This is a genomic window from Pseudomonas sp. MF5691, from assembly GCF_016405645.1.
In the GTDB taxonomy this organism is placed as follows: domain Bacteria; phylum Pseudomonadota; class Gammaproteobacteria; order Pseudomonadales; family Pseudomonadaceae; genus Aquipseudomonas; species Aquipseudomonas shahriarae.
In genome coordinates this window covers 332399-354410 of record NZ_JAEKDC010000001.1, presented here as the reverse complement: position 1 = coordinate 354410, position 22012 = coordinate 332399, and the positions used below count along the sequence as shown (strand labels likewise).

Genomic DNA, 22012 nt, shown 5'->3' with positions numbered 1-22012 from the left:
TGGCTTGCCTGCGATGGCGCAAGCGAATCCCCCACTCAACCCCCAGCCTCAACCCGGGGTCAAACACTCCGGCCCATTGAGCTTCGGATCATTGACCATGTTAGCCAGCACCCGCTCACGCAACGCCGCCGGCTCACCGGCCAGCAACCCCTGCAACACATGCAACGGCGTCTCGGGATCGAGCCAGGCTTCCTGCCCCGCCGCATCCAGAATCAGCGGCCGGCGCTGGCTCTGCGCGGCCTGGGTCACCACTGCCGCGCTCAACCACACCTGCTCCTGCACCGGATAAGCCTCCCAGATCGCCGCAAAGAACAGCGTCGAGCCCTCCCCCGGCGTGAGCCAGTACGGCCGCTTGCGCTGGGTGCCACGCCATTCATAAAAGCCATTGGCTGGCAGCAGGCAACGGCGCAGGCGAAAGGCCTCGCGAAACATCGGTTGTTCGGCCAGGGTTTCAGCGCGGGCATGGGCCGGGGTGCGGGACAGGTCAGTCAACCAGGGTGGTGTCAGCCCCCAGCGGGCCCGCGCCAGGGTGCGCTGGCCGTCGGTAGCGCGCTGGATCAGCACCGAATCATTGGGAGAAATATTCCACTGGGCCTGTTGATCCGCCGGGAACCCCGGCAAGGCAGCGAAGGCGGGGTTCCAGCGAAACAGGGCATAACGTCCACACATTGGGCAACACGACTCTTGGGTAAACCGAACGACAGCCTAACAGACCAGCACGTCGGGGTAGCTGTCGGGTTCATCGCCGGGTAGCGGTTGGGCGCCGATATAGGCGGTAATCAACTCGCGGGCTTCGCCAGCCTGGTCGTTCTCCACTTCCAGGCCCAACAGGCCGAAGATCGGCAGTTCACCCGTACCACCCAGCAGATGGCGCCCCACCAGATGGGCGTCGATACCTTCGCTGGCGAGCATTTGCTGCAGCAACTCGCCCTCCATCAGGTTTTCCGGTTCGTAGATTCGTTGCATGGCCGCCCCCCTTATTCATTCTCGCTGCGCACTTCGAGCATCCATTCCTCGCCGTGGACCTGCAGGTAGAAATTGATCGGCCGACAGCACACCTGGCAGTCCTCTATATAGTTCTGGTCACCGCCGGACAAATCCACAGATGTCTCGACCTCTTCACCACAATAAGGACAATCGTACAGCGCAGGTTCTAGCATCGCGGTCTCTCCCAGGTGACTTGTGCGTATAATCGCCGGTCTATTTGCAGGGCTTTTTCGTTTGATGCCATTTGTTCAGACCTGCCCTGTCACTTATCGATCCAAACCTTTACTTACCCTAGCCGTTTCTAACAAGAGAGCATGATGGGCGAATTCGATACCATCCGACCTTACAACGACAGCGAAGTCCCGGCAGTACTGGCCCGGCTGTTCAGTGACAAGGCCTTTCTGGACATCCTGACCCACTTTCGCTTCCCGCGCTTTGCCGGCGCCTTCGGCTGGCTGCTCAAGCCGCTGATCGCCCAGAAGCTGCGCCGTGAGTTCGCCGGTGTGACCACCGTCGCCACCTTGCAGGACAAAGTCGAGTTTTACGTCGACCACACCATCGACCGGGCGACCGACGGCGTCACCTACACCGGGGTCGAACAGCTCAAGTCCGGTACGGCCTATGTTTTCCTGGCCAACCACCGGGATATCGTGATGGACCCGGCCTTCGTCAACTATGCGGTGTACCACGCCGGCCTGCCAACACCGCGCATTGCCATTGGTGACAACCTGCTGCAGAAGCCGTTCGTCAGCGATCTGATGCGCCTGAACAAGAGTTTTATCGTACATCGTTCCATTACCGGGCGACGCGAGAAGATGGCGGCGTACCAACTGCTGTCGGCCTACATCAACCATTCGATCCGCAACGACTGCCAGTCGATCTGGATTGCCCAGGCCGAAGGCCGCGCCAAGGATGGGGATGATCGCACTGAGTCGGCGATCCTCAAGATGTTCCATATGAGCCGCAAGGATGAGCCGTTTGCTGACGTCATCCTGTCGCTGAACCTGACGCCGGTGTCCATCAGCTACGAATACGACCCGTGCGACGCGGCCAAGGCGCGCGAGCTGTATATCCGCGCCACCACCGGCACCTACGCCAAAGCGCCAGGTGAAGATGACGTGAGCATTGCCCTGGGCATCACGGGCTACAAGGGCCGGGTCCACGTCAACTTCGCGCCGCCGATTGTCGAGCGTTTTGAAGACACCAAACAGTTGGCCATCGAGATGGACCGACAGATTCTGGGGGGCTACCGGTTATTTCCCGTGCATTACCTGGCCTACGCACAATGGAGCGACGCCGACCCGCAATTGCAGGTGCCGACGGCTGCCGAGGTGTTCCCGGCGGACGAGTTGGCCAAGGCGAAAGCAGAGTGGGAGCGACGCTTGAATGCCTGCCCGGCGGAGCACCGACCGTATCTGGTGCTGCAATATGCGATGCCGGTGCGTAATCAATATCGGGTTAAAGCAGGGATTGTCCTGTAACCCAATAGCGTGAACAACACAATGTGGGAGCGGGCTTGCTCGCGATAGTGGTGGGTCAGTTGATAACTATTTGACTGACACACCGCTATCGCGAGCAAGCCCGCTCCCAAAGTGCTTTTGGGGTATTTTTACAATTGAGTGCTGAGCCAGGAGATCACTAGCGCCAGCCCGACACAGACAAACCCGAGGCGGTAGCCCAGGCGATGACTGCGCTCGGTACGCACATCCAGAAACAGCATCGGCTGGTCGATCGCCCGCTCTTCACTTTGCGCGGCAAGTTGGGCCATCGCCCGCTGCTCCCGCAGGCGGGTCACAAACAGCAGCCCGGCGCCGGGGCAGGCAATCAACAATGCAGCGGTATTTAGCAGTAATGCCGGCAGCGACATCAAAAACCTCGGTGTAACAGTGACCGGGTATCCATCCAGATACAAACCTGAACGAACTGCGCCCTCCTGCGCATCACAGCTCCCTCCCCCATTGACGACTAATGTATCGAGTAATTTACAGCGTCACCTGAACGTCACCTTAACAAGCCACTCTGTTGCCCTTCGCACACAAGGGAGCTTGTCATGTTGCACGCGCAGAACCAGGATCGGCTGTATCTGATCGCCCCCAGCGATGAGCAAGAGGCGCTGGTCGGCGGCCTGGCGTTCAATGTCCAGGACCGGCACTGGCTGGTGTATTGCGCCCTCGGCGGGCACCAACATGCCGACCTGCCGGAGCTGGACCTGCTGACAGGCGTGAGTGTGCTGGACTTTTATGTCGAAACGGCGGCATGAAGAGCGCAGACACAAAAAAGCCGGGCCCGTGACGGGGCCCGGCTTTTTTACAGCTGATTATTGCGAGCTGAGGATCTGGCCGATGCTTGGATCCTTGAACAGACGCGTCAGGGCATCACTCAACACGTCGCTGACCAGCTTGGTGTTGGTTTCCTGGTTCGGCGCCATGCCGAAGCGCTGGTCCAGGGACGCACCGTAACGGCCGCTGTAGCGACGGTTGCCGGCGGACACATCAGAGCGGAAGGTCGCACCGATGGTGGCTTCGGTCACGTACAGGCCTTCCTTGGGCGACTGATACTTCAGCTCCGCCAGGGTCACGGTCAGTTGCGGCGCGCCAGGCGAGTTGCTGGTCGGGGTGAAGCCCAGCAGGCGCACAGCCGCTTCGGCCTGGGCTTGCAGCTTGGGCAGCACGTCGGCGCCAGTCACCGTGATGGCGCTGGTTTCCGGGTACAGGCCACCGCGGGTGCCCAGGGTCGGCGACGGACGACCGTCAACCACCCGCACCGAGACCGGCTGGCCATGGCCTACAGGCGCCAGCTGGGTGGTGAGCTTGGGTTGCGGGCTGAGTTGCTGCGGGCTGTGGGCGCAGCCAACCAGGGTCAAGCTGGTCACAGTGATCAAACCGAACAACAGGCGTTGCAACATGCTTTTCTCTCCAGAAATCAGGTACCGACAGCCGAGCAGTATAGCGGTGCGCCGCTGCCGGGAACTAGCGTCAGTTACAACCTAAGACACAGGCCCGCCGGCGGCGGTTCAGTGTCACCGATATGTCATGCTGGGCTGGCATGCTTGGCCCCATTATCAGGAGGCCCACCATGTTCGACTTTCTCTGGCGCTTATTCGCACGCAAGCCCGCCTTTCGACACTTTGCCCTGCTCGACGCGCAAGGTCGTTGCCAGGCATTCAAGCACTGCAGCCAGCCACCGGTGGGTGAAGGCTGGGTCGAAGTCGAGGAGATCCGCTTGAGCTGGATGCACCAGCCACTGCCCGCCCGCGCCCGCATCAGCCCGCGCCGCGCACGGTCATCACACCGCCTGCCGTTGACCGCCTGACCGAAGCGCTAATAAAAGTCATAAAACACGTCCATTTCCCTGCAGTTCTTCGCTACAATCTCCCCCCGATTATAAGGACGTCTCCTGATCGGGCCTCGCAGCATCGCTAATGCTCCGGTATTAGCTCCCCCGCACCGCCCACAGAGAGCCGCCCACACAGATCGAGTGAAGCTGGCGAGCTGGCTGTTTTGTCTGCAAACCTGCGCCTTTACCGAATCTGCCAGAGCTGCCATTGCGCTCGGCCACTTGAGTTGTTTGCCCGTTATGCCGCGTGTCGGCAGTGATTTCGGGCCAGGTGCCAGGCTGGGGCAGCCCTTTTTTGAGGTTCACGTCTTCAAAAGAGCGTGAAAAAAACGGGTTTTCACAACTTCACAAGAGTGTGGCGAGCAAATGAATAGTTTTGCGTTTGTACAAGCACCATCAACGTCTGGCACTGCCCAACCACACAGGACCGAGTACTCCTCAAAAACCGGAGCTTGAAGCCTGTCCGCTACGGATTTGGTTGCACGATCGGACGTACTTGACCATAAGTCGAATTGCCACAGGGGCCCTTAAATGCGTTCATATGCAGATAAGGCCTGGTCGGCAGCGTCCGCTGAAGTTGCAAAAAAATTGCGAAGAATCGGACATGGCGATCCTGGCCATGGGTAACCTGGGGCATTACGTGAACCGCCCCGTCACTCCTGGCAGCCATGCCGTCAATTTGGTGCTGCAGATTTTGGAGACGCGTTAAATGGCGCATAACGAAGCAGTCGACGTAGTACTGGTAGGTGCGGGCATCATGAGTGCCACCCTCGCCGTACTGCTCAAGGAGCTCGACCCCGGCCTCAAGCTGGAAGTCGTTGAGCTGATGGATTCGGGTGCCGCGGAGAGTTCCAACCCGTGGAACAATGCCGGTACCGGTCACGCCGGGCTGTGCGAGCTGAACTACACCCCGCAGGCGGGTGATGGCTCCATCGACATCAAGAAAGCCGTGCACATCAACACCCAGTTTGAAGTGTCGAAGCAGTTCTGGGCGTATCTGACCAAAAAAGGCACCTTTGGCTCGTCCAAGTCCTTTATCAGCCCCGTGCCGCACCTGAGCTTCGTGCAGGGCGAAAAAGGCGTGTCGTTCCTCAAGAAACGCTTTGAAACCCTCAGCCAGCACCACGCGTTCTCGGACATGCACTACACCGAAGACCGTGCAGAAATGGCCGAGTGGATGCCGCTGATGATGCCGGGCCGCCCGGCCGACGAGAAAATCGCCGCGACCCGCGTGATGAACGGTACCGACGTCAACTTCGGCGCCCTGACCAACCAATTGCTCGCGCACCTGAGCAGCTCGGCAGATGCACACGTCAAGTACAGCAAGCGCGTTACCGGCCTCAAGCGCAATGGCGCCGGCTGGACCGTGAGCATCAAGGACGTCAACAGCGGCAACACGCGCAATGTCGACGCCAAGTTCGTGTTCCTCGGCGCCGGCGGCGCGGCCCTGCCGCTGCTGCAAGCCTCGGGTATTGAAGAAAGCAAAGGTTTCGGCGGCTTCCCGGTCAGCGGCCAATGGCTGCGTTGCGACAACCCGGAAGTGGTCAAGCTGCACCAGGCCAAGGTCTACAGCCAGGCCGCCGTGGGTTCGCCGCCGATGTCGGTGCCGCACCTGGACACCCGCGTGGTGGATGGCAAGAAATCCCTGCTGTTCGGGCCATACGCTGGCTTCACCACCAAGTTCCTCAAGTTCGGCTCGTTCCTTGACCTGCCCATGTCGATTCGCCTTGGCAATATCGGCCCGATGCTGGCGGTGGCCCGGGACAACATGGACCTGACCAAGTACCTGGTCAGCGAAGTGATGCAGTCCATGGAGCAGCGCCTGGAATCCCTGCGCCGCTTCTATCCCGAAGCCAAAGCCGAGGACTGGCGCCTGGAAGTGGCTGGTCAACGGGTGCAGATCATCAAGAAGGATCCGAAGAAAGGCGGCGTGCTGCAATTCGGTACCGAGTTGGTCGCGGCCAAAGACGGTTCGCTGGCGGCGCTGCTAGGTGCGTCCCCAGGGGCTTCGGTGACTGTTTCGATCATGCTGGAACTGATCGAACGCTGCTTCCCGGCCCAGGCGGCCGGTGAATGGGCGGCCAAGTTGCAGGAAATCTTCCCGGCCCGGGAAAAAGTCCTGGAAACCGATGCCGAGCTGTATCGCAAGATCAGCGTGCAGAACAACATCAGCCTGGAACTGGTTGAGCAAGGTAGCGAGGCCGAAAGCTACGCTTGAGGTCGTGACGCGTAGCGTCACCGGATGCATTCCCACGCAGAGCGTGGGAACGATCGCCCCGCTCTCGTGCTGAGAACGGGGCGTTTTTTTATGTCCTGGCTATTCAGCCGCGAGCGATTTTGATCAGCTCGATGTACTCGTCCGCGTTGCGCTGGTCCTTGATCAGATCGACGAAGGTCTGGCCATGCTCGTCCTTGCCGTCGAGGTCCAGCCCGGCTTCCTTGAAAAAGCTCAGGAACCGCTCGAAATCGTCGATGCGCAGGCCGCGATAGGCTTTGATCAGCTTGTGCAGGGACGGTGAGGTGGCGTCGACCGGTTCAAAATCCAGGAACAGCTTGATCTGATCGTCGCCGATCTCGTCACCAATCACTTGTTTCTTATCTTTACGCATTGCCGACTCCAGCCTGCAGACATGTACACGGGGGTAGAAGTCTACCTGCGGGACACAAGGTTCGGAAGCCACGAAGCTCTAATGCGGAAGCAGGCTTGCCCGCGATGGCGGCGGGTCAGTCGAATATATCTAACCTGACACTCCGCTATCGCGGGCGAGCCCGCTACCACACAAACCCCACCCACCTTTTTTCCGCTGCCAGGTTCAATCGAACTGGGCCAGCATCCAGCGATGATACTCAGCCATGCCGGCTTCGCCTTCCCGGGGTGCCCAGGTCGCCAGTTCGCCCTCGCCCACCGGGCGATAAGGGCCTGCCTTGCACTCGAACATCACCGTGTCGGGCTCAAGCACCACCAGACCGTGGAAAACCCCTGGCGACAGATCAACGCCCTGGCAATCGCCACCGGCCTGCAAGATGCGCCGCTCCAGAACCGCGCCAGACTCGCTGAAAATCAAAATACCCAGGCGCCCCTTGAGTACCAGCAGGGTCTCGGCCTTGTCAGCGGTGAGATGACGATGGGGCTGCACATAGGTGTGTGGCTGCAAACCGACAGCCATGCGATGGCACGGCTCTTCCATTTGGTGGAAGTTGACGTTCTGCCGGCCACGGGGGTTGGCGGCGGCTTTCTCGGCCAGTTCGGCAAACAGCGACTGATCAAGAAAACGCGCCACGACTTACATCCCCTTCACAGCAAAGATGCCATTGGCATTGCGCCAGTAGCCTTTGTAATCCATGCCGTAACCGAAGATGTAGCGGTCGATGCACGGCAGGCCGACGTAATTGGCCTTCAGGTCCGGGCGGGCCTTGCGGTCGTGGTCTTTGTCGATCAGCACGGCGGTGTGCACGTTGCGCGCGCCGGCGTGTTTGCAGAAGTCGACAATCGCGCCCAGGGTGTGACCTTCGTCGAGGATGTCGTCGATGATCAAGACGTCGCGGTCGATGAACGACACTTCCGGCTTGGCTTTCCAGAACAGGTCGCCGCCACTGGTTTCATTGCGATAGCGCGTAGCGTGCAGGTAGGACGCTTCCAGCGGGAATTGCAGATGCGTCAGCAATTTGCCGGCGAAAATAAGACCGCCGTTCATCACACAGAACACCACCGGGTTGGTTTCAGCCATTTCACGGGTGATGTGCGCGCCGACCTTGGCGATAGCCTCTTCGACTTGTGCTTCGGTGTACAGGCAGTCAGCCTCGCGCATGATTTGACGGATATGCTCGAGATCAGCGGACATGGCGCTCTCCAGGGGTACTGTGGCAAGAAAAGCGGGCGAAGGTACGCCTCTGGGACGCAACGTTCAAGCCTTTATGGACTAACGTACTGGTTGTCTATAGGACAACACCCTCGGATAGATTAATCTAGGCCGGTTTTTTTGCCCGCCGCCGGAGCCTTTCCCCATGCCCATCCGTGAGATCCGCCACCCGCTGATCCGACACAAGCTCGGCCTTATGCGCCGCGCCGACATTAGCACGAAGAACTTCCGTGAGCTTGCTCAGGAAGTCGGAGCGTTGCTCACCTACGAAGCCACCAAAGATTTACCCCTGGAAAACTACGAGATCCCCGGTTGGTGCGGTCCCGTCCAGGTCGAGAAAATCGCTGGCAAGAAAATTACCGTGGTGCCGATCCTGCGCGCCGGTATCGGCATGCTTGAAGGCGTGCTGAGCCTGATCCCGGGCGCCAAGGTCAGCGCTGTGGGCGTAGCCCGCAACGAAGAAACCCTGCAGGCCCACACCTACCTGGAAAAACTCGTCCCCGAGATCGACGAGCGCCTGGCGATGATCATCGACCCGATGCTGGCCACCGGCAGCTCCATGGTCGCTACCATCGACCTGCTGAAGAAAGCCGGTTGCAAGGATATCCGCGCCATGGTGCTGGTAGCGGCACCCGAAGGTATCGCCGCCGTAGAAAAAGCTCACCCGGATGTAGTGATTTACACCGCGTCCATTGATGAGCGCCTGAACGAGCACGGCTACATCATTCCGGGCCTGGGCGATGCTGGCGACAAGATCTTCGGCACCAAGCAGAAGGACGCGTGAACATGCAGGATGAATTCAACGACCCGCTTTGGCGCCAGATCCTGTCTGGCGCACAAATGCTCTTCGTAGCATTTGGCGCGCTGGTGTTGATGCCGCTGATCACAGGTCTTGATCCAAACGTTGCACTGTTTACCGCAGGCCTTGGCACGTTGTTGTTCCAGATTGTCACCGGGCGCCAAGTGCCGGTGTTCCTGGCATCGAGCTTTGCGTTTATCACCCCGATCATTCTCGCCAAGGGCCAGTTCGGCCTCGCGGCGACCATGGGCGGGGTGATGGCGGCGGGTTTCGTCTACACCTTCCTCGGCCTCGCCGTGAAGATCAAGGGCACCGGTTTCATCGACCGGCTGCTGCCGCCCGTGGTGATCGGACCGGTGATCATCTCCATCGGCCTGGCCATGGCGCCGATTGCCGCGAACATGGCAATGGGCAAGTCGGGCGACGGTGCCGAGTTGATCCCTTACCAGACGGCAATGCTGATCTCGATGCCGGCGCTGCTGACCACGCTGATCGTGGCCGTGTTCGGCAAGGGCATTTTCCGCCTGGTGCCGATCATTGCCGGGGTGCTGGTGGGTTTTGGCATGTCGTTCTACTTCGGCGTGGTCGACACCGCAAAGATCGCCGCCGCACCTTGGTTTGCCCTGCCCCACTTCACCGCGCCGGAATTCAACTGGCAGGCGATTCTGTTCATCGTCCCGGTGGCCCTGGCTCCAGCCATTGAACACATCGGCGGCGTGATTGCCGTGGGTAGCGTGACCGGTCGTGACTACCTGAAAAAGCCCGGCCTGCATCGCACGCTGTTGGGCGACGGTATCGCCACCACCACGGCTGGCCTGTTCGGCGGCCCGCCCAACACCACTTACGCCGAAGTGACCGGTGCGGTGATGCTGACCAAGAACTACAACCCGAAAATCATGACCTGGGCGGCGGTATTTGCCATCACCCTGGCCTTTGTCGGTAAGTTCGGCGCGCTGCTGCAGAGCATTCCGGTGCCGGTGATGGGCGGGATTCTGTGCCTGTTGTTCGGCTCGATTGCCGCGGTGGGGATGAACACCCTGATCCGTCACAAGATCGACCTGGGGGAGGCGCGCAATCTGGTGATTGTGTCGGTGACCCTGGTGTTCGGGATTGGCGGTGTGCTGATCGGCACCGGTACCGGTCCCGATGATTTCGGCCTGAAGGGCATCGCCCTGTGCGCCGTGGTAGCGATTGGTTTGAACCTGCTGCTGCCGGGCAATGATGGCTGGAAGCACAAGAAGCCGGACGAGCCGTTGCTCTAAAGGCTACGGAGTGTCGGTGTAGCTGATGGCCTCATCGCGGGCAAGCCCGGCTCCCACATTGGAATGCATTTCCATGTGGGAGCCGGGCTTGCCCGCGATGCGGCCCGTCCAGCCCATATAGATTCAAGCCTTAAAGATCACCCAAACCATCAATCAACGCCTGGTTCTGCTCAGGTGTCCCGATGCTGATCCGCAGGAACTGGGCAATCCGCTCCTGCTTGAAGTGCCGCACAATCACCCCTTGCTCCCGCAACTTGGCCGCCAGGCCGGCCGCGTCGTGCCGTGGGTGGCGGGCAAAGATGAAGTTGGCCGCTGACGGCAACACCTCAAAGCCCTTCTCTCGCAACTGCGCCACAAGCGTCTCGCGGCTATCGATCACCAGTTGGCAGGTCTTCTCGAAGTATTCACGGTCTTCGAAGGCCGCCGCCGCGCCGACAATCGCCAGGCGATCCAGTGGATAGGAGTTGAAGCTGTTCTTGACCCGCTCCAGCGCCTCGATCAGGTCCGGGTGGCCCACCGCCAGGCCTACCCGCAAACCGGCCAGTGAGCGCGATTTGGAGAGGGTCTGGGTCACCAGCAGGTTGGGGTAGCGGTCCACCAGGCTGATGGCGGTTTCGCCGCCGAAGTCGATATAGGCTTCATCGACCACCACCACCGAATCCGGGCTGGCCTTGAGGAGTTGCTCCACCGCGTCCAGCGCCATCACGCAGCCGGTCGGCGCGTTCGGGTTGGGGAAGATGATCCCGCCGTTAGGCTTGGCGTAGTCCGCCACGCGGATCTGGAACTGCTCGTCCAGCGGCACCGGGGCCGAGGTGATGCCATACAGCCCGCAGTACACCGGGTAGAAGCTGTAGCTGATGTCCGGGAACAGCAGTGGCAGGTCGTGCTGGAACAGGCCGTGGAAGATATGCGCCAGGACTTCGTCGGAACCGTTACCGAGGAATACCTTGCTCCCATCCACCCCGTAGTACTTGGCCACGGCCTGCTTGAGCAGGTCGCTGTTGGGGTCGGGGTACAAACGCAGGTTGTCGTTCAACTCGGCCTGCATCGCTGCCAGCGCCTTGGGCGACGGGCCGTAGGGGTTTTCATTGGTGTTGAGCTTGACCAGCTTGGTCAGCTTCGGCTGCTCGCCGGGCACGTAAGGCACGAGGTCCTTGACGAAAGGGCTCCAGAATTTGCTCATGTCTTACTCTCCCTTGACGATGCGGTATTCGGCGCTGCGGGCGTGCGCGCTCAACGATTCACCACGGGCCAGCACCGAGGCGGTCTTGCCCAGCTCGGAAGCACCTTGTGGCGAGCAAAAGATAATCGACGAGCGCTTCTGGAAGTCATACACCCCCAGCGGCGACGAGAATCGCGCTGTGCCGGAGGTCGGCAACACGTGGTTGGGGCCCGCACAGTAGTCGCCCAGGGCTTCGCTGGTGTGGCGGCCCATGAAGATCGCACCGGCGTGACGAATCGACGGCAGCCAGGCCTGTGGGTCGGCCACCGACAGTTCCAAATGCTCGGGGGCGATGCGGTTGGCCACTTCGATGGCCTGCTCCATATCACGCACCAGGATCAACGCACCCCGGCCATTGATCGACTTCTCGATAATCTCGGCACGCTCCATGGTCGGCAGCAGCTTATTGATGCTCGCCGCCACCTTGTCGAGGAACTCGGCGTCGGGGCTGACCAGGATCGCCTGGGCGTCTTCGTCGTGCTCGGCCTGGGAGAACAGGTCCATGGCAATCCAGTCCGGATCGGTCTGGCCGTCACACACCACGAGGATTTCCGAGGGGCCAGCGATCATGTCGATACCGACCTGGCCAAACACATGGCGCTTGGCAGTGGCAACGTAGATGTTGCCGGGGCCGACCACCTTGTCGACTTTCGGCACGCTTTCGGTGCCATAGGCCAACGCGGCGACGGCCTGGGCCCCCCCGATGGTGAACACGCGGTCAACGCCGGCGATGCAGGCAGCGGCCAGCACCAGCTCGTTGATTTCACCGCGCGGGGTCGGGACCACCATGACCACCTCGGTCACGCCCGCCACTTTGGCGGGAATGGCATTCATCAGCACCGACGACGGGTATGAAGCCTTCCCGCCCGGCACGTACAGGCCGGCGCGGTCCAGCGGTGTGACTTTCTGGCCCAGCACCGTGCCATCGGCTTCGGTGTAGCTCCAGGAGTCCTGTTTCTGTTTTTCGTGGTAGCTGCGCACCCGCGCCGCTGCGACTTCCAGGGCTTCGCGCTGCGGCGCAGTGATACGCGTCAGGGCCAGTTCCAGGCGTTCGCGGGGCAGGATCAGGTCGGCCATGTACTTGACGTCCAGGCCGTCGAACTGGCGGGTAAAGTCCACCAGCGCCGCATCGCCGCGCTCGCGCACGGCCTTGATGATGTCGAGCACCCGCTGGTTGACCGAATCGTCGGACACACTTTCCCAGCTCAGCAGATGATCCAGATGATGGGCGAAATCCGGGTCGGCAGCGTTGAGTCGGGCAATTGCAGTGGACGTGGTCATAGCGAGGGCCTCAATAGAATTGGCAAAAACTCAGGCGCCCTAAACTAGCAGTCGTTTCCGCTTGGGCACCTGAGAATTCTGGCTATGAGGCGGATAGACGGGCGCGACCTAGGGCCGCGCAGGTGAGTCAACCGCGGTGTCGAGACTCCACTGCCTTGCGCAGGGTGTCGATCAACGCCTGGATCCGGGCGTGTTGCATTTTCATCGAAGCTTTGTTGACGATCAGGCGAGAGCTGATGTCAGCGATAAAGTCCTGGGGTTCCAGGCCATTGGCGCGCAGGGTGTTGCCGGTGTCGACCACGTCGATGATCTTGTCGGCCAGGCCGATCAGCGGCGCCAGCTCCATCGAGCCATAGAGCTTGATGATATCGACCTGACGGCCTTGCTCGGCGTAATAGCGCTTGGCGACGTTGACGAACTTGGTGGCTACCCGCAGGCGGCCTTTTGGCTCGACGTCACCGACACGGCCGGCGGTCATCAGCTTGCACAGGGCGATACGCAGGTCCAGCGGCTCGTACAGGCCCTGGCCGCCGTATTCCATCAGCACGTCTTTACCGGCGACACCGAGGTCGGCGGCGCCATGTTCAACGTAGGTCGGCACGTCGGTAGCACGCACGATCAACAGGCGAACGTCGTCCTGGGTCGTGGGGATGATCAGCTTGCGGCTCTTGTCCGGATTCTCGGTCGGCACGATGCCCGCTTCAGCCAGAAGCGGCAAAGTATCGTCAAGGATGCGGCCCTTGGACAGTGCGATGGTCAACATGGGAAACGTCAATCCTTCATCAGGCTATTGCTGTCCGGTCGCAAATGGCGCCAGACACAGATCGAGGCCATTACAGCCTCGATTTGAAACAAATTCAGCCGAGGCGTGCCTGTGCACACCTCGGGCGGGCGCTTCCCTGCGCCCGAGCAGTGGGGGTTAGCCCGGTACGCGGCGGATTTTCGCGCCGAGCATCTGCAGTTTTTCTTCGATGCACTCGTAGCCACGGTCTATGTGGTAGATGCGATCGATCAGGGTGTCACCGTCAGCGCACAACGCCGAGATCACCAGGCTGGCCGAAGCCCGCAGGTCGGTGGCCATCACTGGCGCGCCCTTGAGCTGCTCGATACCGGTGACGATGGCAGTGTTGCCTTCGACCTGAATCTTGGCACCCATGCGGTGCAGTTCATACACGTGCATGAAGCGGTTTTCGAAGATGGTCTCGATGACCGCACCAGTGCCTTCGGCAATCGCGTTCAAGGAGATGAACTGCGCCTGCATGTCGGTCGGGAACGCCGGGTACGGAGCGGTACGCACGTTGACGGCTTTTGGCCGCTTGCCGTGCATGTCCAGCTCGATCCAGTCTTCGCCGGTGGTGATTTCGGCACCGGCTTCGCGCAGCTTTTCCAGGACCGCTTCGAGGATGGTCGGATCGGTATCCTTGACCTTGACGCGGCCACCGGTCACGGCAGCCGCAACCAGGTAGGTACCGGTCTCGATACGGTCCGGCATCACTTTGTAGGTGGCCGAGTGCAGGCGTTTCACACCGTCGATGGTGATGGTGTCGGTGCCGGCGCCAGTGATGTTGGCACCCATGGCGATCAGGAAGTTGGCCAGGTCGACCACTTCCGGCTCGCGCGCGGCGTTTTGCAGGACGCTGCGGCCATTGGCCAGGGCAGCGGCCATCATGATGTTCTCGGTACCGGTCACGCTGACGGTATCAAAGAAGAAGTTTGCACCACGCAGGCCGCCTTCCGGCGCCTTGGCCTTGATGTAGCCACCTTCGACGTCGATGGTCGCACCCATGGCTTCAAGACCACGGATGTGCAGGTCCACCGGACGCGAACCAATGGCGCAACCGCCAGGCAGTGCCACTTCGGCTTCGCCGAAACGGGCGACCATCGGGCCCAGTACCAGGATCGAGGCACGCATGGTTTTCACCAGTTCGTACGGTGCGATCAGGGTCTTGATGGTGCGCGGGTCGATTTCGACCGACAGCTTCTCGTCGATCACCGGCTCAATGCCCATGCGACCGAACAGCTCGATCATGGTGGTGATGTCGTGCAGGTGCGGCAGGTTGGCTACGGTAACCGGGCCATCGCACAGCAAGGTGGCGGCCAGGATCGGCAAGGCCGAGTTTTTAGCCCCGGAGATACGGATTTCGCCATCAAGACGGGCACCGCCGGTAATAATCAATTTATCCATAAGAATCTCGACGCCTTGGGGGCTCAGGTGCGCTCGGCCCAGGCCGCGCGGCTGAAAAATTTCATAGTGACCGCATGGATGCTGCCATCGGTGATCCACGGGTTCAAATGGGCATAGATCTGCTGCTGACGCTTGACCGGGCTCAATGCCGCCAGTTCATCGCTAATCACGTTCAGCTGGAAATTGCAGCCTTCGCCTTCAACTGCAACCTCAGTATTCGGCAGCTTTCCTTCAAGGAAGCTTTTAACTTCTAGGGCCTGCATGCTCAACCTCTATCGGCGCCCAGTGCGCGCGGGTCGCACATCATACAAAAAAGCCCCGCGCCTGCGAACCCCGCATAGCAGGACTCTGACGGGGGGCTTCTTCAATAATGTGTATTAAGGATGCGCCAACAGCTCGGCCAGACCGCAAACCTGGGCAATTTCACGCATATCCTCGGGTAATGCGCGAATACTGACAGGTTTGTTGACCGCCGCGGCGTCACGTAGGAAACACAAGAGCAATGACAAGCCAACACTGCTGGACTTCACCACCGCCGAGCAATCGAGGACCAATGCCGGCGCAGTGCTGGCATTGATCAGTGCCTGGCCCTGCTTACGCAGGGCCGGCCCGGTGCTGTAGTCGAGCACGCCACTGAGGAGCAGCTCGCCGGCCTGGCCTTGACGAACAGCCGACTCAGTCATGGGGCCTGCTTCTCTGCAGCTTCTTCGGTCACTTCCTTGGCCTTGGCCACTTCGCCGGCCCAGCCATCAATGGTCTTGTCCAGGTTGTTGCCATTGCGCTGCATGGCATCGGCGAACTGATCACGGAACAGCTTGCCGATGTTGATGCCGTTGATGATCACGTTGCGCACTTTCCATTCGCCGTTGATTTTCTCAAGGGTGTAGGAAACCGGATAGATCGAGCCATTGTTGCCCTTGACCTGCATATCCACGCTGGTGCGGTTGCCAGACTCATCCTTGGCCGGGGAAACGACGATACCCTGATTGTTGTATTCCAGCAGGGCGTTGCCGTAGAACTGCATCAGGCTGCGCTTGAAGTTTTCCTGGAAGCGCTGCATCTGCGCAGGCGTAGCTTTACGCGAATACTTGACGGTCATGATGCTGCGCGAGATGCCGTCAGCGTCGACCACCGGACCCACGATACCGTTGAGGGCATCGTAGAACGCGCTTGGGCTCTGCTTGTACTGTTCCTTGTTCGCGGCAAGGTCAGCCAGCAGCTCTTTGGTGGTTCTATCAATAATGTCGTGCGCCGAAGGTGCCGCCACGGCGTTAGCCATCAATGGCAAGGCTGCCAACAGCACCAACAGGCCACGTCGCAAGGTTGAGATCATGAACAAACTCCTCATTTGGCGTCTTTACTAACCGTATTAAGCAGGAATTTACCGATCAGGTCCTCTAATACCAACGACGACTGTGTGTCATGAATGGTCGAACCATCCTTGAGCAAGGCTTCTTCCCCGCCCACGCTGATACCGATGTACTTCTCGCCCAGCAGACCGGCCGTGAGGATGGACGCTGTGGAGTCAGTCGGCAGGTTATCTACCTTCTTGTCCAGTTGCAGGGTCACGCGGCCGGTGAAGCTGTCGCGGTCCAGATCGATTGCTGTGACCTTGCCGATGGTCACACCGGCCATGGTCACTTTGGATCTGACCGTCAAACCGGCGATATTGTCGAAGTAGGCGTAAAGTTTATAGGTATCGGCGCCCGAACTGGCCGACAAGCCGCTGACTCGCAGGGCGAGCAACAGCAAAGCCAGGATGCCAGCCAACAAGAAAAGGCCTACACCGATTTCCACAGTGCGGTTTTGCATCAGAAATCTCCAAACATCAAGGCGGTCAAAATGAAGTCAAGGCCCAGTACCGCCAGCGAGGCGTACACAACGGTCTTGGTAGTGGCTCGACTGATCCCTTCTGAAGTGGGTTCACAGTCATAGCCCTGGAATACGGCGATCCAAGTCACGACGAAGGCGAAGACGATGCTCTTGATAATGCCATTGAGCACGTCACCGCTGAAGGTCACGCTGTTTTGCATGTTGGCCCAGTAGGAGCCGTCGTAGACCCCCAGCCAGTCCACCGCCACCCACGAACCGCCCCAGATCCCGACCACGCTGAAAATCATTGCCAGCAGTGGCAGGGAGATGAAGCCGGCCCACAGGCGCGGGGCAACAATGTACTTGAGCGGGTCCACGCCGATCATTTCCAGGCTGGACAGTTGCTCGGTGGCCTTCATGTTGCCGATCTCGGCGGTCAACGCAGAGCCGGCGCGACCGGCAAACAGCAAGGCGGTGACCACCGGCCCCAGCTCACGCAGCAGCGTCAGTGCAACCATCTGCCCCACCGCCTGCTCGGAACCGTAGCTGGACAGGATATTGAAGCCCTGCAACGCCAGCACCATGCCGATGAACACCCCGGAGACCACAATGATCACCAGGGACATCACGCCCACCGAGTGCAGTTGCTTGAGCAGCAAGCCAAAACCACCGCCGATACCACCGCGGCCCAGCAAGGCGTGAAACAGGAAAATCGTCGAACGCCCGAGCACTTCGACAATGTCGATGCCGGAACGACCGAAAAGGCGCACCTTCTCGATTAAAGATGTCTTGCGCATCAGCGCTTCCCCAGAAGATCTGCGCGGTAATCCGCTGCCGGAAAATGAAAAGGCACCGGGCCATCAGGGTCGCCGGTCATGAATTGGCGAATACGCGGGTTATCGGCGTTCATCAGTTCTTCAGGCGTGCCCTGCCCCAATACCTGGCCATCGCCGACGACATAGAGGTAGTCGGCAATGCTCGCGGTTTCGGCCAAGTCATGGGACACCACGATGCTGGTGATACCCAGCGCGTCATTGAGCAGGCGGATCAGGCGCACCAATACGCCCATGGCGATAGGGTCCTGGCCGACGAACGGCTCGTCATACATGAGAATCTGCGGGTCGAGGGCAATCGCCCGCGCCAGAGCCACGCGCCGCTTCATACCACCAGAAAGCTCATCCGGCATCAGGTCGATGGCACCGCGAAGCCCTACGGCCTGCAGCTTCAACAACACAATGTCACGGATCATTTCTTCCGACAGTTGGGTATGCACCCGCAGCGGGAACGCGACGTTTTCGAAAACGTCGAGGTCGGTGAACAGCGCACCGCTCTGGAACAGCACGCCCATGTGCTTGCGCGCATCGAACAGATCGCTGCGCGACAGGGTCGGCAGGTTCTGGCCATTGACCCAGACTTCCCCGGCGGTAGGCCGCAGTTGCATGCCCATCAGGCGCAGCAGGGTCGTCTTGCCGCAGCCGGAAGGGCCCATGATGCCCGTCACCTTGCCGCGGGGAATGCGAATATCGACATTATTGAAGATGCTGCGCGTACCGCGCTTGAAGGAAAGACCCTTCAGCTCGACCGCGTAGGCGTTATCGGCACTCATCTAAACTCCTTGGGATGCAGCTTCTCACTCAGACACCATGCTTGGGACAACTGCTTGCGACAGTTAGACACATGTGCGCTGCGCGGACCGAACTGGCGGCGAACTATATCACTGCTGACATAAAGCGCCCAAGGCCGGAGCTGTGCTTGTTCAGAAAGAGGACAGGTAATTGCGCATTTGAGAGCGATCTCACTCTTAAGTAGAACAACGCCTGACGAACTTGCGTGAGGGAATTGATCATTACCGCTATAATCGCCGACTTTTCGTCAGGCTATACGATTTCAGACATGAGCCAATCCAGCGACCTTATTCAATCCGCACAACGCACCATCCGCCTCGAGCTTGAAGCCGTAGAAGGCTTGCTGGCCCATATCGACGCAGATTTCGTACGCGCCTGCGAGATGATCCTGGCCAGTAAAGGCCGGGTTGTCGTGGTCGGCATGGGCAAGTCAGGCCATGTCGGCAACAAGATTGCCGCCACCCTGGCCAGTACCGGCACCACGGCATTTTTCGTGCACCCGGCCGAAGCCAGCCATGGTGACATGGGCATGATCACCCGCGATGACGTGATCCTCGCCCTGTCCAACTCAGGCACCACCAACGAAATCGTGACCCTGCTGCCCCTGATCAAGCGCCTGGGCATCAAGCTGATCAGCATGACCGGCAACCCGGACTCGACGCTGGCCAAGGCCGCCGAAGTGAACCTGAATGTACATGTAGCCCATGAGGCCTGCCCGCTTAACCTGGCGCCCACCTCCTCCACCACCGCCGCCCTGGTCATGGGCGACGCGCTGGCCGTGGCCCTGCTGGAAGCCCGTGGTTTTACCGCCGAAGACTTCGCCTTTTCCCACCCCGGTGGCGCCCTCGGCCGTCGCCTGCTGCTGAAAGTGGAAAACGTGATGCATGCGGGTGACGAGCTGCCACAGGTACAACGTGGCACCCTGCTCAAGGATGCCTTGATGGAAATGACCCGCAAGGGCCTGGGCATGACCGTGATCCTCGAGGCCGACGGGCGCCTGGCCGGGGTCTTCACCGACGGTGACCTGCGTCGCACCCTGGACCGCACCATTGATATCCATACCGCCACCATTGATCAAGTCATGACCCCTCACGGCAAGACCGCCCGCGCCGAAATGCTCGCGGCTGAAGCCCTGAAGATTATGGAAGACCACAAGATCGGCGCCCTGGTGGTGGTCGATGATGCCGATCACCCGATTGGCGCCCTGAACATGCACGATTTGCTGCGCGCGGGAGTGATGTAAATGAACACCGACCTGTTGCAACGGGGCAAGGCCATCAAACTGGCGATTTTCGACGTGGATGGCGTGCTGACCGACGGTCGCCTGTACTTCCTCGAAGACGGCAGCGAATTCAAGACGTTCAATACCCTGGACGGCCAGGGCATCAAGATGCTGATGGCCTCTGGCGTACAAACCGCGATCATCAGTGGTCGCAAGACCCCGGTCGTGGAGCGCCGCGCACAAAACCTGGGGATTCCTTACCTCTACCAGGGCCGTGAGGATAAACTCGTGGTTCTGGACGAGCTTCTTGGCAAACTCAACCTAAGCTATGAGCAGGTCGCCTATCTGGGCGATGATTTGCCTGACTTGCCGGTGATTCGCCGCGTCGGCCTGGGCATGGCTGTAGCCAATGCCGCGTCGTTTGTTCGCGAACACGCCCACGGCATTACCCAGGCCCGTGGCGGCGAAGGCGCCGCCCGCGAGTTCTGCGAACTGATCCTGCGAGCCCAGGGCAGCCTTGAAGCGGCCCACGCCGCCTACTTATAGAGCCCTCTATGCTGAGTAAAAAGATTCGCAACTTCCTGATATTCGGAGCCATCGCCGCGCTGTTCCTCGCTGTGGGCTACTGGAATATCAGCCCGGAGCGCTTCCTCGACCAGCCTGTTGCGCAGGTCGACCAGGGCGCTATCGACTATTACGCCACCAACGCCTACAGCGTGCAGTTCCTGCCTGACGGCAAGGTGCAATACGAAATGACGTCGGACAAGGTCGAACACCTGAAGGCTTCCGAGGTCACATTGCTGACCAATCCGGACCTGAACCTGTATCGCGGCACCGAATTCCCGTGGCACGTCACCAGCAAGCGTGGCGAGGTCAACCCGGACGGCACCGAAGTGGAACTGATCGACTCGGTGCGTGTTGCGCGCACCGACGCCCAGAAGCGCGACACCATCATTACCAGCAGTCGCATGACCGTATTCCCACAGAAGCAATATGCGCAGACCGAGCAAGACGTTAGAATCGACGGCGCTGGCGGTGTATCGACTGGCAAGGGAATGAAAGCGTATTTGAAAGAAAGCAGGATACACCTGCTATCGAACGTAAGAGGACAGTATGAGGCTCGTTAAAACCCTCCCTATTTTGCTCGGTCTGGGCGCAGCACTGGGAAGCGTGAGCGCCTGGGCTCTGCCGAACGATAGCCAGCAACCGATCCACATCCAGGCTGACGATGCGCAGTTGGATGACAAGCAAGGTATCGCGACCTACAAGGGCGACGTCATCATCACCCAAGGTTCGATGAAGATTACCGGTAACACCGTGACCCTGACCCGTACCCCGGCCGGCGACATCGACGTCGTGACTTCGGTGGGCAACCTTGCCTATTTCGAACAAAAGCAAAACGCCGCCGATCCAGGTCCGATCAAAGGCTATGGCGTGACCATCCAGTATCACGCGCCGCAGAACCGTATCGTACTGACTGACCGCGCCAAAGTGATCAGCAGCGACGGCAACTCGACCGAAGGCGAGAAAATCGTCTATGACACCGTCAAGCAGGTCGCCACTGCCGGCCGCGCCAATGGCACCAAGGTCACTGCGCCACGTCCGCGCATCGACATGGTTATCCAGCCGAAGAAGAAGGCCCAGTAATGGCGACCCTGAAAGCCCAGCATCTGGCCAAGGCCTATAAAAGCCGTCAGGTCGTGCGCGACGTCAGCCTGTCGATCGACAGCGGCCAGATCGTCGGCCTGCTTGGCCCCAATGGTGCCGGCAAGACCACCTGCTTCTACATGATCGTCGGCCTGGTCCAGGCGGACCAGGGCCGTGTATTGATCGACGACCTGGACGTGAGCCACCAGCCGATGCACGGCCGTGCACGGGCCGGTATCGGCTATCTCCCCCAGGAGGCGTCGATCTTCCGCAAACTGTCAGTGTCCGACAACATCATGGCGATCCTGGAAACCCGCAAGGAACTGGATCGCGACGGACGCCGCCAGGAGCTGGAAAGCCTGCTGCAGGAGTTCCACATCAACCATATTCGCGACAACCTCGGCATGAGCCTGTCCGGCGGCGAGCGGCGCCGCGTGGAAATCGCCCGCGCCCTGGCCACCGCACCGAAGTTCATCCTGCTGGACGAACCCTTCGCCGGTGTCGACCCGATTTCGGTAGGCGACATCAAGCAGATCATCCATCACCTCAAGGCCAAGGGGATCGGCGTGCTGATCACCGACCACAACGTGCGTGAGACCCTGGATATCTGCGAAACCGCGTATATCGTCAACGACGGCCAACTGATTGCCGAGGGCGACTCCGCCACCATCCTGGCCAACGAACTGGTCAAGGAAGTGTATCTGGGGCACGAGTTCCGCCTGTAAACACTGGGGTGTCAGGACATTCGCCATCAGGCGCGGGAGTCAATAAAAA

The 22012-nt window shown here is 60.1% G+C and carries 29 protein-coding genes; 11 read left to right on the top strand and 18 right to left on the bottom strand.

Annotated elements, in window-relative coordinates; all coding sequences use genetic code 11:
• Nucleotides 1-48: 48 nt before the first annotated feature.
• The 3 genes from JFT44_RS01725 to JFT44_RS01715 are packed head-to-tail and all read right to left on the bottom strand — an operon-like array spanning nt 49 to nt 1160.
• Nucleotides 49-669: an SOS response-associated peptidase gene (locus tag JFT44_RS01725; RefSeq protein WP_057438144.1), complete on the bottom strand. Its 621-nt coding sequence runs from the start codon at nt 667-669 to the stop codon at nt 49-51.
• Nucleotides 670-705: 36 nt separating this feature from the next.
• Nucleotides 706-966: a putative signal transducing protein gene (locus JFT44_RS01720; protein WP_057444473.1), complete on the bottom strand. Its 261-nt coding sequence runs from the start codon at nt 964-966 to the stop codon at nt 706-708.
• Between the two features lie 11 nt (nt 967-977).
• Nucleotides 978-1160, bottom strand: coding sequence for a CPXCG motif-containing cysteine-rich protein (locus JFT44_RS01715; RefSeq protein WP_057438139.1), 183 nt, complete (start codon nt 1158-1160; stop codon nt 978-980).
• Nucleotides 1161-1304: 144 nt separating this feature from the next.
• Between JFT44_RS01715 and JFT44_RS01710 the strand changes: the two genes are divergently transcribed.
• Nucleotides 1305-2468, top strand: coding sequence for a 1-acyl-sn-glycerol-3-phosphate acyltransferase (locus JFT44_RS01710; protein WP_169959755.1), 1164 nt, complete (start codon nt 1305-1307; stop codon nt 2466-2468).
• A 128-nt stretch (nt 2469-2596) separates the two neighbouring features.
• Here the strand turns inward: JFT44_RS01710 and JFT44_RS01705 are convergent, their stop codons facing one another.
• On the bottom strand, nt 2597-2854 hold the full coding sequence (locus JFT44_RS01705; RefSeq protein ID WP_198830299.1) for a hypothetical protein: 258 nt from the start codon (nt 2852-2854) through the stop codon (nt 2597-2599).
• Nucleotides 2855-3037: 183 nt separating this feature from the next.
• On the opposite strand from JFT44_RS01705, the gene JFT44_RS01700 reads away from it, so the two are divergent.
• The gene (locus JFT44_RS01700; protein ID WP_008434269.1) at nt 3038-3247 is read left to right on the top strand and encodes a hypothetical protein; all 210 of its coding nucleotides are present in this window, start codon (nt 3038-3040) and stop codon (nt 3245-3247) included.
• 57 nt (nt 3248-3304) lie between these two features.
• On the opposite strand, the gene JFT44_RS01695 is transcribed toward JFT44_RS01700, so the two are convergent.
• Nucleotides 3305-3892, bottom strand: a complete 588-nt coding sequence (locus JFT44_RS01695; protein ID WP_029291738.1) for a YajG family lipoprotein — start codon at nt 3890-3892, stop codon at nt 3305-3307.
• Nucleotides 3893-4062: 170 nt separating this feature from the next.
• Between JFT44_RS01695 and JFT44_RS01690 the strand changes: the two genes are divergently transcribed.
• Together JFT44_RS01690 and mqo are read left to right on the top strand one after the other, a co-directional pair.
• Entirely contained in the window at nt 4063-4299 is a 237-nt protein-coding gene (locus JFT44_RS01690) for a hypothetical protein (RefSeq protein ID WP_057438133.1), read from the top strand.
• Between the two features lie 733 nt (nt 4300-5032).
• On the top strand, nt 5033-6541 hold the full coding sequence (gene mqo, locus JFT44_RS01685) for a malate dehydrogenase (quinone) (protein ID WP_057958467.1): 1509 nt from the start codon (nt 5033-5035) through the stop codon (nt 6539-6541).
• Between the two features lie 103 nt (nt 6542-6644).
• Here mqo and JFT44_RS01680 read toward each other — a convergent pair whose 3' ends face one another.
• From JFT44_RS01680 to JFT44_RS01670, 3 genes are all read right to left on the bottom strand, one after another.
• Nucleotides 6645-6932 carry a PA4642 family protein gene (locus tag JFT44_RS01680; protein ID WP_057438129.1) on the bottom strand — a complete coding sequence of 96 codons (288 nt, stop codon included), beginning with the start codon at nt 6930-6932 and terminating at the stop codon, nt 6645-6647.
• A 204-nt stretch (nt 6933-7136) separates the two neighbouring features.
• Nucleotides 7137-7604, bottom strand: coding sequence for a WbuC family cupin fold metalloprotein (locus JFT44_RS01675; RefSeq protein ID WP_057438127.1), 468 nt, complete (start codon nt 7602-7604; stop codon nt 7137-7139).
• 3 nt (nt 7605-7607) lie between these two features.
• Entirely contained in the window at nt 7608-8165 is a 558-nt protein-coding gene (locus tag JFT44_RS01670) for a hypoxanthine-guanine phosphoribosyltransferase (protein WP_057438125.1), read from the bottom strand.
• 163 nt (nt 8166-8328) lie between these two features.
• Between JFT44_RS01670 and upp the strand changes: the two genes are divergently transcribed.
• Both upp and JFT44_RS01660 read left to right on the top strand, forming a co-directional pair.
• Entirely contained in the window at nt 8329-8967 is a 639-nt protein-coding gene (gene upp, locus JFT44_RS01665) for a uracil phosphoribosyltransferase (RefSeq protein WP_029291751.1), read from the top strand.
• 2 nt (nt 8968-8969) lie between these two features.
• Complete coding sequence (locus JFT44_RS01660; protein ID WP_057958466.1) at nt 8970-10244, top strand: uracil-xanthine permease family protein; 1275 nt, start codon at nt 8970-8972, stop codon at nt 10242-10244.
• 130 nt (nt 10245-10374) lie between these two features.
• Here JFT44_RS01660 and hisC read toward each other — a convergent pair whose 3' ends face one another.
• From hisC to JFT44_RS01610, 10 genes are all read right to left on the bottom strand, one after another.
• Nucleotides 10375-11427, bottom strand: a complete 1053-nt coding sequence (gene hisC / locus JFT44_RS01655) for a histidinol-phosphate transaminase (protein WP_057438123.1) — start codon at nt 11425-11427, stop codon at nt 10375-10377.
• A gap of 3 nt (nt 11428-11430) precedes the next feature.
• Nucleotides 11431-12747 (bottom strand): histidinol dehydrogenase, encoded by a 1317-nt coding sequence (gene hisD, locus JFT44_RS01650; RefSeq protein ID WP_198792038.1) that lies wholly within the window; start codon nt 12745-12747, stop codon nt 11431-11433.
• 127 nt (nt 12748-12874) lie between these two features.
• Nucleotides 12875-13510, bottom strand: a complete 636-nt coding sequence (gene hisG, locus JFT44_RS01645) for an ATP phosphoribosyltransferase (protein WP_003188599.1) — start codon at nt 13508-13510, stop codon at nt 12875-12877.
• A gap of 156 nt (nt 13511-13666) precedes the next feature.
• On the bottom strand, nt 13667-14932 hold the full coding sequence (gene murA / locus JFT44_RS01640) for a UDP-N-acetylglucosamine 1-carboxyvinyltransferase (RefSeq protein ID WP_057438121.1): 1266 nt from the start codon (nt 14930-14932) through the stop codon (nt 13667-13669).
• Nucleotides 14933-14955: 23 nt separating this feature from the next.
• Entirely contained in the window at nt 14956-15195 is a 240-nt protein-coding gene (locus tag JFT44_RS01635) for a BolA family protein (protein ID WP_010567702.1), read from the bottom strand.
• A 114-nt stretch (nt 15196-15309) separates the two neighbouring features.
• Entirely contained in the window at nt 15310-15615 is a 306-nt protein-coding gene (locus JFT44_RS01630; protein WP_057958465.1) for a lipid asymmetry maintenance protein MlaB, read from the bottom strand.
• A complete protein-coding gene (locus JFT44_RS01625; protein ID WP_057438117.1) occupies nt 15612-16265 on the bottom strand; it encodes a phospholipid-binding protein MlaC in 654 nt (217 codons plus the stop codon). The genes JFT44_RS01630 and JFT44_RS01625 overlap by 4 nt, the downstream gene beginning before the upstream one ends.
• Before the next feature lie 11 nt (nt 16266-16276).
• A complete protein-coding gene (mlaD, locus tag JFT44_RS01620; protein WP_057438115.1) occupies nt 16277-16744 on the bottom strand; it encodes an outer membrane lipid asymmetry maintenance protein MlaD in 468 nt (155 codons plus the stop codon).
• The gene (gene mlaE / locus JFT44_RS01615) at nt 16744-17541 is read right to left on the bottom strand and encodes a lipid asymmetry maintenance ABC transporter permease subunit MlaE (RefSeq protein WP_029291779.1); all 798 of its coding nucleotides are present in this window, start codon (nt 17539-17541) and stop codon (nt 16744-16746) included. Before mlaE ends, mlaD begins: the two co-directional genes overlap by 1 nt.
• A complete protein-coding gene (locus tag JFT44_RS01610; protein WP_038443322.1) occupies nt 17541-18350 on the bottom strand; it encodes an ATP-binding cassette domain-containing protein in 810 nt (269 codons plus the stop codon). The genes mlaE and JFT44_RS01610 overlap by 1 nt, the downstream gene beginning before the upstream one ends.
• 287 nt (nt 18351-18637) lie before the next feature.
• Here JFT44_RS01610 and JFT44_RS01605 point away from each other — a divergent pair, with 287 nt between their 5' ends.
• The 5 genes from JFT44_RS01605 to lptB are packed head-to-tail and all read left to right on the top strand — an operon-like array spanning nt 18638 to nt 21963.
• Nucleotides 18638-19612 (top strand): KpsF/GutQ family sugar-phosphate isomerase, encoded by a 975-nt coding sequence (locus JFT44_RS01605; RefSeq protein WP_115128986.1) that lies wholly within the window; start codon nt 18638-18640, stop codon nt 19610-19612.
• A complete protein-coding gene (locus JFT44_RS01600) occupies nt 19613-20137 on the top strand; it encodes an HAD family hydrolase (protein ID WP_029291786.1) in 525 nt (174 codons plus the stop codon). It begins immediately after the preceding gene.
• Nucleotides 20138-20145: 8 nt separating this feature from the next.
• Nucleotides 20146-20718 (top strand): LPS export ABC transporter periplasmic protein LptC, encoded by a 573-nt coding sequence (gene lptC, locus JFT44_RS01595; RefSeq protein WP_057438113.1) that lies wholly within the window; start codon nt 20146-20148, stop codon nt 20716-20718.
• The gene (gene lptA, locus JFT44_RS01590; protein ID WP_029291790.1) at nt 20705-21238 is read left to right on the top strand and encodes a lipopolysaccharide transport periplasmic protein LptA; all 534 of its coding nucleotides are present in this window, start codon (nt 20705-20707) and stop codon (nt 21236-21238) included. The genes lptC and lptA overlap by 14 nt, the downstream gene beginning before the upstream one ends.
• The gene (gene lptB / locus JFT44_RS01585; protein ID WP_029291791.1) at nt 21238-21963 is read left to right on the top strand and encodes an LPS export ABC transporter ATP-binding protein; all 726 of its coding nucleotides are present in this window, start codon (nt 21238-21240) and stop codon (nt 21961-21963) included. The genes lptA and lptB overlap by 1 nt, the downstream gene beginning before the upstream one ends.
• Nucleotides 21964-22012 lie beyond the last annotated feature (49 nt).